Source organism: Novosphingobium subterraneum (assembly GCF_000807925.1).
Taxonomy (GTDB): Bacteria; Pseudomonadota; Alphaproteobacteria; order Sphingomonadales; family Sphingomonadaceae; genus Novosphingobium; species Novosphingobium subterraneum.
On record NZ_JRVC01000030.1, the window covers coordinates 38,432 to 49,460 of the forward strand.

General features: G+C 60.8%; 9 protein-coding genes. 6 read left to right on the top strand and 3 right to left on the bottom strand.

The features are described 5' to 3' along the window. Positions 1 to 30: 30 nt before the first annotated feature. Positions 31 to 1,017, bottom strand: a complete 987-nt coding sequence (locus tag NJ75_RS21030) for a dihydrodipicolinate synthase family protein (RefSeq protein ID WP_010890998.1) — start codon at positions 1,015 to 1,017, stop codon at positions 31 to 33. Positions 1,018 to 1,168: 151 nt separating this feature from the next. On the opposite strand from NJ75_RS21030, the gene NJ75_RS21035 reads away from it, so the two are divergent. Continuing rightward, positions 1,169 to 1,957, top strand: a complete 789-nt coding sequence (locus NJ75_RS21035; protein ID WP_010890999.1) for a 1,6-dihydroxycyclohexa-2,4-diene-1-carboxylate dehydrogenase — start codon at positions 1,169 to 1,171, stop codon at positions 1,955 to 1,957. Between the two features lie 19 nt (positions 1,958 to 1,976). On the opposite strand, the gene NJ75_RS21040 is transcribed toward NJ75_RS21035, so the two are convergent. Together NJ75_RS21040 and NJ75_RS21045 are read right to left on the bottom strand one after the other, a co-directional pair. Then, entirely contained in the window at positions 1,977 to 3,203 is a 1,227-nt protein-coding gene (locus tag NJ75_RS21040) for an NAD(P)/FAD-dependent oxidoreductase (RefSeq protein ID WP_010891000.1), read from the bottom strand. A 113-nt stretch (positions 3,204 to 3,316) separates the two neighbouring features. Further along, entirely contained in the window at positions 3,317 to 4,957 is a 1,641-nt protein-coding gene (locus NJ75_RS21045) for a sigma-54-dependent Fis family transcriptional regulator (protein WP_010891001.1), read from the bottom strand. A 212-nt stretch (positions 4,958 to 5,169) separates the two neighbouring features. Between NJ75_RS21045 and NJ75_RS21050 the strand changes: the two genes are divergently transcribed. Genes NJ75_RS21050 through NJ75_RS21070 form a run of 5 tightly spaced genes read left to right on the top strand, consistent with a single transcriptional unit; the run spans position 5,170 to position 11,028 of the window. Further along, complete coding sequence (locus tag NJ75_RS21050; protein ID WP_010891002.1) at positions 5,170 to 6,522, top strand: aromatic ring-hydroxylating oxygenase subunit alpha; 1,353 nt, start codon at positions 5,170 to 5,172, stop codon at positions 6,520 to 6,522. Next, a complete protein-coding gene (locus NJ75_RS21055) occupies positions 6,515 to 7,042 on the top strand; it encodes an aromatic-ring-hydroxylating dioxygenase subunit beta (RefSeq protein WP_010891003.1) in 528 nt (175 codons plus the stop codon). The genes NJ75_RS21050 and NJ75_RS21055 overlap by 8 nt, the downstream gene beginning before the upstream one ends. A gap of 25 nt (positions 7,043 to 7,067) precedes the next feature. Continuing rightward, a complete protein-coding gene (locus NJ75_RS21060; protein ID WP_010891004.1) occupies positions 7,068 to 8,435 on the top strand; it encodes an aromatic ring-hydroxylating dioxygenase subunit alpha in 1,368 nt (455 codons plus the stop codon). Between the two features lie 14 nt (positions 8,436 to 8,449). Next, entirely contained in the window at positions 8,450 to 9,001 is a 552-nt protein-coding gene (locus NJ75_RS21065) for a 3-phenylpropionate/cinnamic acid dioxygenase subunit beta (RefSeq protein ID WP_010891005.1), read from the top strand. Between the two features lie 50 nt (positions 9,002 to 9,051). After that, on the top strand, positions 9,052 to 11,028 hold the full coding sequence (locus NJ75_RS21070) for a TonB-dependent receptor (RefSeq protein WP_236727220.1): 1,977 nt from the start codon (positions 9,052 to 9,054) through the stop codon (positions 11,026 to 11,028). The last annotated feature ends 1 nt before the right edge of the window (position 11,029 follow it).

Consider the following 11,029-nt stretch of genomic DNA (forward strand, 5'->3'; position numbering starts at 1 on the left):
ACGGGTTTGATTGCGGCAATTCAGCTCATTTCAACGCTCTGCCTCGAGCGCCTTGCCCAGTTCAGCCCACATCCTGCCTGAATTGCGCGCGCCTTCGAGATAGTTTTCGGGACACAGGTGATAGGGCGGACGGCAAGGCCCGGCATTCATCCAGCCGCCGGCGGTCATCCGCGCCTTTTCCAGGGGGATGTTGTAGGTCGAGAATTCCTTGAAGCTGCCGTTCGGGAAAAGCGTCGCCGCAGTCGGCGCGAGCCGGCCCATGAAAGCCTTGGCAGCGCTCCAGTCGCCGCTCGCGCGCGCTGCGGCGACCACATCGCGCAGGGTCGTGCTGACCAGCGGGTGGCAGACCGCGCCGCTGGTCCAGAAGGCGTCGATCGAATCGTCCATCCGCGCCGCGCCGTAGTAATCGAAATCGATCGGCAGCAGCTTGATCCGCCCCTTGATCGCCGCGAGATCGGGCAGCAGGGTGCCGACGCCGATGTACTTGGCGGTGACAACCTGCGGAATTTCGGCGACCTGGCCCCAGAACGTGCGCGGGAAATCGAACTTGAAGGCTTCGGGGTTGGCATAGATCGCGATGTTGATGTCGGGCACCGCCTCGGCAACGTCGCGATAGAACTGTACCGCGACGTCGACACTGGGGGCGCACCACATCGGTACGCCCAACATCGTCCCGGTCGCGCCGATATCGACTGCCTTGCGGGTTAGCGCAATGGTGTCGCGGGTGTTGATGCAGGTTGTCCCGACAAACACCGGCACCCGGCCCGCGGCGGTATCGACGATAGTCTTCATAAAGACGAGCTTTTCGTCAAGTGTCATGGTTGCGGCCTCGCCCAGCGTCCCCATACTGAGAATGCCATCGACCCCGGCCTCGATCAGGCCGTCGATCATGCGGGCTGCTTCTTCGACATTAACAGTATCAGCGGCGCGCCAGTCGGAGGCACCTTCCTTGGCTGGAGTCGGCACGATCGCCCAAGCACCCTTCACATCAGCAGCAGTCAGCAGTTCACGCGCCACGAAACATCTCCCAAAGACTCTTCAATCATTAGCCAATGTGTAACGCATTGCCTATTGACTTGGCAAGGGTTGAATGCGGTTTTATGAGGCCGGATGCCACTAGGATTGCACGCGTCCGGCCGGATGCGGTGTGGGTTGGGAGAAATCAGGGATGACAGACGCGAACGGCAGATTTGCAGACAAGATCGCAGTTGTCACAGGAGCAGCCCAGGGGATCGGCTTTGCTACCGCCCAGCGCCTAGGGCGAGAAGGGGCCACAGTCGTGGTTGCCGATCGTGCAGAACAGGCGACACTGGATGCGGTTGCGCGACTTATGGCCGAATCTGTCGACGCGCACCCCGCCATCCACGACCTTGAGCAACAGACTGGAGCCGCTGCCCTGTATAACGCTGTAAGCGATAAATTCGGGCGGATCGACGTGGCCGTCCATAATGTAGGTGGCACGATCTGGGCCAAGCCCTATTGGGAATACACCACCGAAGAAATCGTCGCCGAGATTAATCGCTCGCTGTGGCCGACGCTGTGGTGCTGCCATGCAGTGCTGCCCCACATGCGCGCGGCAGGTCGCGGCGCGATTGTCAACATCGGCTCGGTGGCAACGCGCGGGGTCAATCGCGTGCCCTACGCGGCTGCGAAAGGCGGCGTGGCGGCGCTGACCGCTGCGTTGTCTCTGGAATTGGAGGATTGTGGCATCAGGGTAAATTGCGTGGCTCCCGGCGGGGTCAACGTGACCCGTGTCACCCCGCGCAACACCGCTCCGCATTCCGACGCGGACCGCAAAGGCTTTGGCGAAGTGATGGAGCAGACCTTGCGCGATACCCCGCTGGGCCGCTTCGGCGAGCCCGAGGAACTGGCCGCCGCAATCTGCTTTCTCGCCGCTGACGAGGCGTCCTACATCACCGGCCAGACGCTCTACGTCGCAGGTGGCGGGATCGGCTGATCCCGCCCGCCTTGCGAGCCTAACCAGCCTGCTTGAGGATTTCGCGGAGCGACACATCGGCATCGGCCAGCTGCGCCGCCTGGGCTCTGGCCCGGCGCTCGATCAGCCGTTTGCCGATGCCCATGTCCGGGGCGCGGTTGACAGTCAGGATGCCCTCGATCGTCTCGCCTGACCGGAAGAATGCGGTAAACTGGTTGCTTGCCATGTCTCCGCGCAGGGTTACCTCGGCTTGCACCGGGATATGGCCGCAGAACTGGATGTTGAGATCGAACTGATCGCTCCAGTACCAAACCGGCTTGCAGTAATCGACGTCCTGCCCGAGCATCGCGAGCGCTGCGGCCTGGGCCTGGTCGGCAGCGTTCTGGTAGGTTTCCTGGCGGATATGACCGCCGAAGAAGCTGTCCTGTTCGGCGACGTCGCCGGCGGCAAAGACATTCTCATTGCTGGTGCGGCACTGCCTATCGACGATAATGCCGTTATTGGTGACGATGCCTGCGTCCCGGGCTAGGCTGATTTCTGGCACTATCCCGACCCCGACTACCACGGCATCGCAATCCACCAGTGATCCGTCATCGAGTTCGACCTGCGTCACCCGCCCGTCAAGCACCTTCATCGCGTTCACGCCGCGTCCGAAGCGGGTGTCGACGCCGCGCTGGCGATGTTCCTCGCCCAGCCATTGCCCGAACTGCGGCCCGAGCGCGCGAATCATAGGCGCGGCAAGCGGTTCGATCGCGGTCACTCGGCACCCCAGCTTGACCGCGCTGGCCGCGACTTCAGCCCCGATCACACCCATGCCGATGATGACGATCCGGGCGCCGTCCCTGAGGTCCGTCGCCATCCGGGTGGCATCGTCCCGGGTGCGCAGGTAATGCACGTTGGCGGCGTCGGCACCCTCCATGTTGAGCTTGCGGGCGGAACCACCGGTGGTCAGCAGGATGCGGTCGGCTTGGACCAGGTCTCCGCCCGTCAGGCGCACAGCGCTCGCCGCCAGGTCGAGCGCTTCGGCACGCGTGCCAAGCCGCATTTCGATGCGGTTGGCGGCGTACCAGGCCTCGTCATGAAGGAAGAAATTGTCCGGTACATTGGCCGGATCCCACAACACCTCCTTGGACAGGGGCGGGCGCTCGTAGGGCCGCCACGGTTCTTCGCCGATAAGGGTGATCCGGCCATCGAAGCCAGCCTGGCGCAAGGACTCCACCGCGCGGCCACCCGCAAGATTTGCTCCGACCACGGCTATCGATTTCATGCAATTCTCCCAACTTTGCGTGCTTTCCGGGGCTTATTGCCAGAAGGCGCCCCTTCCCATAGACTGCCTTTGCATAATATGCAATGCGTTGCGAGATTTTGCCCGCGCTAGGTTTATTCCTGGATTTCCAACTTTTCAAGACGCAAGGCGAGCTGCCGACGGGTAAAGCCTAAGGTGCGCGCCGCGCGCGCAACGTTGCCCCCACTCGCATCAAGGGCCTCGCGGATCACCAGCCCTTCCATCTCCAGCAGGCTTCCGCCCCCATCGACGATCAGATCCAGCATCTGGCGCACCAAGCCGGCGCGATCGCCGACATTGTCAACGGCGCTGATCCTGCCATCGTTGGTCATGCCCATCGTCGGCTTCAATTCGAGACCGTCGGTTTCGAGGAACAGGTGCCTGACGTCGATCGCTCGCCCGTCGTCCGCCAGCAGCACGGCACGTTCCACCATTCGCTCGAGTTCGCGCACATTACCGGGGAAATCGTACACCAGCAGCGCGTTGATCGCCCGCGGGGTGAAGCCCGATACCGTTCGGCCATGGCGCATGGCATAATGCAGACGGAAGTGTTCCAGCAGCACCGGAATGTCCTCGCGGCGCTGGCGCAGCGGCGGCACCCGGACCGGCAAAGTCGATATCCGGTAGAACAAGTCGGCACGAAACGTGCCTTCCCGCACCGCCTCGTTAAGTTCCACATTGGATGCTGCGATCAATCGGACATCCACCTTGATCGTCCGCGTATCGCCGACCCGCTCGAACTCACCTTCCTGGACAGCGCGCAGAATCTTCGATTGTGCAAGTGGCGACAGTGTCGAAATCTCGTCCAGGAACAGCGTGCCGCCATTGGCCAGCTCGAACCGACCGGGCCGGGCGGCAACCGCGCCAGTATAGGCCCCCTTGGCCACGCCGAACAGCTCCGATTCGATCAACCCCTCGGGGATCGCCGCGCAGTTGAGCGCGATGAACGGCTCCGCCTCGCGCATGCTCAGCCGATGAGCGAGCTTGGCCAGCACTTCCTTGCCGACCCCGGTCTCGCCCATTAACAGCAGCGTCGCATTGCTCGACGCGGTGCGTTCGATCATGGTCTTGGCTGAGAGGAACCCTGCCGAGATCCCAATCACCGTTTGGCCCCCATCATGCCGCGTTTCGGGCAGGACCAGCGGCGTCGCGGCCAATTCGAGGTTGTCCAACTGATCCCATTCGGGTTTTGGTTTGGCGTGAAGTACGCAGGCGGCATCGCCTCGCCCCGCACATTCCACTTCGCGCATGATGATCGGTTGTCCCGCGAAGGTTGTGGCAAAGCCGCTGGCAAAGCCAGTCTGCATCCAGCACACCGGGTCAGTGCTGTACCCGGTCGCGCTGAGATGGATCGCCGCCTCGATCGAATCGTGGACCCTGAACCGGCCTTCGAAATGCCCTCGCGAGGAATCATTTTCCAGGATTTCGATCTGGGTCCAGCCAAACCCGGTCAAGGCGTGCGCCTGCGGTCCGACCGCGAATGCTTCAAGATAATCACCATCCGGGCGTAATTTTTTCGCGCCGATCGCGCACCGTGCGCCTTCGGCAAAACCGACACCCCAGAAGAACCGGCTGGCCGCTTCGTGCCCCAATTCGGCAACTAGGCGGCTGCGCCAGCTGGCCAGAGCCGCTTGGCTGAGCAGTACGCAGCGTTCACCATCGTGCCAGATCCGGCCCATTTCCGGTGAGAACTGCAGCTTGCTGGCAATGTCGGCGTAGCCTGGAAGTGTCTTCATCCGGTCAGGCTATCAGATTCGTAACTTTCGGGCCAGACTCAAGCCTCGACATTTACATTTACGTCGATCTGCAAGCTGCCTCGCAGTGGGATTGACCAACCCGGACTGCTGTAAACCGGTAAGAAACCGATATTGGCACGACTCGTGCTTAGAACTTTCGCGACACGAAAAATCGATGCCGACTTTAGCCATACTGTGCGGGAGAGGATCAAATGAACGACAGCATTGCCGATCTGGTTGATTCCCGCACCGGGCGCCAATCGCGCTCGATCTACGCGAGCGAAGACATTTATCGGCAGGAACTTGAGCGGATCTTCGGGCGCTGCTGGCTGTTTCTGGTCCACACCAGCCAGATTCCGAAGCCGGGCGACTATTTCCGCACCTTCATGGGCGAAGACGATGTGATCGTGATCCGCCAGAAGGACGGGTCGATCAAGGCGTTCCTCAACAGCTGTACCCATCGCGGCAACCGGATCTGCCGCGCCGATCGCGGCAATGCGCGCGCTTTCACCTGCAACTATCACGGCTGGTCTTTTTCCCCGGACGGCGCGCTCTCCGGGGTGCCGCTGGAAAACGAGGCCTATTTCGGCGAACTCGACCGCACCAAGTTCGGCCTGATCCCGGTGACGAAAGTGGCCGAGTATAAGGGCCTGGTGTTCGGCTGCTGGGATGCCAATTCGCCCAGCCTCGATGACTATCTGGGCGATGCCAAGTTTTTCCTCGATGTCTGGCTGGATGCCATGCCAGGCGGATCGGCACTGCTCGGCGAGACGCAGAAGATGGTGCTGGGCACCAACTGGAAGCTGCCAGTCGAGAACGTCTGCGGCGATGGCTATCACCTGGGCTGGGCCCATGCCGGCGCTATGGCGGCGGTCCAGTCGATGGACCTCACCGGGCTCAGCGTCGGCAATTCCGGGGTCGATCTCGATGGCGGGCTGTCGGTCGCCGGCATGAACGGGCACATGGTCCTGAGCGCGCTCGACGGCGTTTCCGGCTATGCCTTCTATCCCGATCCCAAGCCGATCCTCGAATACCTGGAGGCCAACCGCCAGACGGTGATCGACCGTCTGGGCGAAGTGCGCGGCAGGCAGGTGTGGGGTGCGCAGGTCAACATCACCATTTTCCCCAACCTGCAGCTGCTGCCCGGGCTCAACTGGTTCCGGGTCTATCATCCCAAGGGTCCCGGCCAGATCGAGCAGTGGACCTGGGCCATGGCCGAAAACGACATGCCCGAGGCGGTGAAAGCGCAGATCCTCGAAAACCAGTGCCTGACCTTCGGCCTGGCAGGCCTGTTCGACAACGACGATGGCGACAATCTGACCGCCTGCACCGAACAGTCGCGCGGCTGGCGCACGGCGCAGATGGATGTCTACACCAACATGGCGCTGGGCCGCTCGGGCAAGCGCGAGGGCTTCCCCGGCGATATCGCCGCCGGCTTGGTAAGCGAACACAACCAGCGCTATTTCTACCGCCGCTGGCAAGAGCACATGATGGCGGAAACTTGGGCCGAAGTGCCCACGTACAACATCAACTCGTTGACCGAACAGGAAGCCGAGCATGCTTGACCGGCCGCTTGCCCCTCCACCGGTGGAGGTGATCGTTGCTGTCACCCAGGCACTCCACCGCGAAGCCCGGCTGCTCGACAACGAAGATTTCGAAGGCTGGCTGGCCATGCTCGGCAAAGACGTCAGCTATCGCCTTGAACTGAAGAGCCGAAGGTTCCGCGCTGACCGTTCGCCGCCTTTACCACTTGGCCCAGGGGTAATCTTCAACGAGGATCTGGGTCGGCTCAAAATGCGGGTGGATCGCCTGAAATCCGGCTTCGTCTGGGCCGAGGATCCTCCCAACTACATCCGCCGCGCTGTCTCCAACGTGGAGGTTCTGGCCACCCAGGCCGATAACGAGGTGCGGGTCCATTCTGTGCTGGTGATGCACCGGAACCGGATCGACGGCACTACCCGCCTGCTCACCGCCGGACGCACCGACCTCTGGCGCAGCGAAGGCGGCGCGTGGCTGCTCACCGCGCGCGAGATCGTGCTGGACCATTCCGTGCTGCCGGACAGCAACCTCAACGCCTTTTTCTGAACAATCCTGACGGGAGAGAACAATCATGCGCTTCGAACGTATCGGTCGCGAACCGGATTATTCACGCTACATGGACCTCAAGGAAGGCTGGCTTGACCGCCGGATCTTTTCGGATGCCGACATCTACGAGGAGGAGCTGTACCGCATTTTCGCGCGGTCGTGGCTGTTCGTTGCCCACGAAAGCCAGATCCCCAGTTCCGGAGACTTCCTGACGACCCACATGGGCGAAGATGCGGTGATCGTCGCCCGCCAGCCCGACGGATCGATCCGGGTCATGCTCAATTCCTGCCCGCACCGCGGCAATAAGGTGTGCTTCGCCGATGCCGGGAACACCCGTCGGTTCGTCTGCAATTACCACGGCTGGGCGTTTGACACCGCCGGCGACCTCAAGGGCATGCACGAGGAATATTGCTACGACGCGGGCGATATCGACTTCAAGAACCATGGCCTCAAGAACGTCGCCAAGGTCGGCAACTACAAGGGCCTGGTGTTCGCCACCTTCAACAGCGATGCGCCGAGCCTGGAAGCCTGGCTAGGCGATTTCCGGTGGTATCTCGACATGATCCTCGACAACGAGGAAGGCGGCACCGAATTCATTGGCGGCTGCATCAAGTCGGTGATCAGCGCGAACTGGAAGTTCGGGGTCGAGAACTTCATCGGCGACGCTTACCACGCCGGCTGGACGCATGATTCGGGCACTCGGTCGATGAACAACGGCCAGCCGTTCCCGCCGATCGACATGGATAATTCCTATCACGCCAGCGTGAACGGCCACGGCTGGGAATTCGGCACCGAAGGCGTGGGCGACCTCTTCCTGCTCGGGCGCCCCAAGGTGATGGACTATTACAACAAGATCCGCCCGAAGATGGCGGAACGCCTGGGCGAGATGCGCTCGAAGATCTTCGGTTCGGTCGCCTCGGCATCGATCTTCCCCAACGTCTCGTTCCTGCCGGGCATTTCCACCTTCCGCCAGTGGCAACCCAAGGGGCCGATGCAGTTCGAATTGAAGACCTGGGTGATCGTCAACAAGAACATGCCCGACGACATCAAGGAGGAAGTGACCAAGGGCGTGATGCAGACCTTCGGCCCCGGTGGCACCTTCGAGATGGATGACGGGGAAAACTGGGAGAACTGCACCACCGTCAACCGCGGCGTCGTCACCCGGCACGAGCGCCTGCACTATCGCTGCGGGATCGGCCGCCAGATCGAACATGATACCCTGCCGGGCATCGTCTATCGCGGCCAGTACAACGACGCCAACCAGCGCGGCTTCTACCAGCGCTGGCTCGACATGATGACCCATGACGAATTCGGCAAGATGCCGGCACGGCCCGAACCGCAGCTGGGCAATGTGGCCGAAACCCGCGACCTTCCCGGCCTGTTCGCGCTCTGAGAGGAACTACAGCTATGACCGACACCGCAACGATCGAGCGCACGCGCGAAGGGACTACCGCATCGCTCGAACTGACCCACGCGCTGACCCAGACGCTGTATCGCGAAGCACGGCTGCTCGACGATGAACACTACAAGGCCTGGACCAGCATGCTGGCGGAAGACCTGCATTACCACATGCCGGGGATCGAAACCCGCTATCGCCGCGACAAGACCGAGCAGGTGACCGACCTGACCCGGATGGCCTATTACAACGACAGCAAGCCCGAAATCCTCAAGCGGCTTTCGCGGCTCGAGACCGGAACGGCCTGGTCGGAGGATCCGGCGACGCGCTACACCCATATCATCACCAACGTCGAGGTGGAGCTTACCGAAAACACCGACGAGTTCCGGGTCTATTCGAACTTCTATGCCTATCGCAATCGCAACGAACGCGACGAGGATTCGCTGATCGGCAACCGTATCGATATCTGGCGCCAGGTCGGCAACAGCTTTCAACTGGTCAAACGCCGAGCGATCCTCAAGCACAATGTGATGTTGAGCAAGAACCTCAACATCTACGTTTAGTCTATCCACGCTTATAAATAAAAATACATCAACAAGAGGGAGAATGCCAAGTGACAAAGCAATTGATGAATTTCAGGAAGGTCTTCCTGCGCGCCAGCACTTCAGCCATCATTGGGCTGACTTGCCTTGCACCGATGACGGCGCATGCCCAGGATGCTGCGGCAAGCGAACCTCAGGCCGACGCCCCGGCATCGGGTGGCCTTGAAGAAATCATCGTGACCGCTCGCAAGCGAGCCGAGAATCTGCAGGAAACTCCCGTTGCAATCACGGCAATGAACGCAGGAATGCTCGAAGCACGGCAGATTAACAATGTCGCACAGGTCGCTAAATTTGCTCCTAATGTGAACATCCAGCCGGTCGCGAATATTTCCGGATCAAGTGCTTCGCTGACAGCGTTCATCCGTGGCGTTGGGCAGACCGACTTCAACATCACGGTCGATCCAGGTGTCGGGGTTTACGTCGATGGCGTCTACGTCGCTCGCTCCGTTGGCGCGCTGCTTGATATGGCCGACATTTCCGACGTTCAGATTTTGCGCGGGCCACAAGGAACCCTGTTTGGCAAGAACACGATTGGTGGCGCCATTGTTGTTAACTCGATGCAGCCACAGAAAGATTTCGACCTAAAGCTCGAAGCCGTTACCGGACGCTACAATCGCGCAGATTTCAAGGGCATGATCAACGTGCCGCTGAGTGACAATCTCGCGATGCGCGCGGTTGCATCCTACGAAACCCGCGACGGTTTTCAGAGACGCCTGTTCGATGGCGGTCGCCAAGGCAACAAGGATAGCTTTGGCGCCCGGCTGGCGTTCAAGTGGGAGCCGACCGACAAGCTGACGGTCAACCTCAGCGGCGATATCAATATCCGTCGTGAAGAGCAGACAGCAATCTCACTCATCGAACTGCGAGACCAGCCGGTTCCGTTGCGTTTTGTGGAGATTCCCAACAGCGCCCCCCCTGGGGGCACCAATCGTCTGATCGCCGCGCCGAGCTCGATGTATTTTTGGAACAAGATCTCCGCGGTCGGGGCCGCTACGGGCGCCTGCGGCGCGGCTTGGGGCGGGTTTGGGCCCACCGGTCCGATTCCTGGAACGCTGGCCCCGACCAGCAACCCTAATTGCGCCAGCACGCGCTGGATTACCGGGGATCCTGATACGACTTGGGCCGGCGGCAACAACCGCTCGGATTTCGATCTATGGGGAGTTAACCTGACGCTCGACTATGACTTCGGTGATATCAGCCTGAAGTCGATCAGTTCCTATCGTGATCAGAAATCGAGGTTCGAATATGATTTCGACGGCACTCCGCACAACATTTTGCAGCTCACCAACAATATCGATCTGTGGCAGGCATCACAAGAGCTCCAGCTAACCGGTAGTGTTCTGGATGATCGACTGAAGTTTGTTCTGGGCGCATACTATCTAAAGGAAAAAGGCCAGGATAAGGAACCGTTGGAGTTCGGGTTCGCCCAATTCTTCTCCGGTGGCAAAATCGACAACGATAGCTATGCGTCATACCTGCAGGCCACCTTCAAGGTAACCGACCGGTTCTCGATCACGCCGGGCATTCGTTACACCAACGAAACCAAGCGGTTCGATCCGTCGCTACAAGTCATCTACAATGATAGGTCGCGGTTCGATCCAGTGCTGGCCTCACTTTATCCCAATGGCGCTTTCATTGCCTTCAGCCAGTGCCTCGTCGGGCAGGCCGTGCCGGGCGTGATCCCACCAGGCGTCCCCGGCTTCGAAGCCTTCGCCGGTTTCCCGCTTCCAGGCGGATGCACGCCTTCGGCAACGAACCCGGGAGGCAACCACACGATGCCAGCTGTGCAAGTCCAGGCCAAGGCGAAGGAATGGACACCAGCGATTTCGGCGGACTACAAGATCACTGACGACACCTTGATCTATGCATCCTACTCAAAAGGCTTCAAGAACGGCGGGTTCAGCCAGCGCATTGCGGATTCCGACGATGGCGCGCATGTATTCCGATCTGATGCCGCGCAGCGTTCCGATTTGATCGCGCGCAGGTGAC

Excerpts from the sequence above, each read along its gene's own strand:
- NJ75_RS21050 (WP_010891002.1), top strand. The coding sequence starts at position 5,170 with ATGAACGACAGCATTGCCGATCTGGTTGATTCCCGCACCGGGCGCCAA.
- NJ75_RS21055 (WP_010891003.1), top strand. The coding sequence starts at position 6,515 with ATGCTTGACCGGCCGCTTGCCCCTCCACCGGTGGAGGTGATCGTTGCT.
- NJ75_RS21045 (WP_010891001.1), bottom strand. The coding sequence starts at position 4,957 with ATGAAGACACTTCCAGGCTACGCCGACATTGCCAGCAAGCTGCAGTTC.
- NJ75_RS21035 (WP_010890999.1), top strand. The coding sequence starts at position 1,169 with ATGACAGACGCGAACGGCAGATTTGCAGACAAGATCGCAGTTGTCACA.
- NJ75_RS21060 (WP_010891004.1), top strand. The coding sequence starts at position 7,068 with ATGCGCTTCGAACGTATCGGTCGCGAACCGGATTATTCACGCTACATG.
- NJ75_RS21040 (WP_010891000.1), bottom strand. The coding sequence starts at position 3,203 with ATGAAATCGATAGCCGTGGTCGGAGCAAATCTTGCGGGTGGCCGCGCG.
- NJ75_RS21065 (WP_010891005.1), top strand. The coding sequence starts at position 8,450 with ATGACCGACACCGCAACGATCGAGCGCACGCGCGAAGGGACTACCGCA.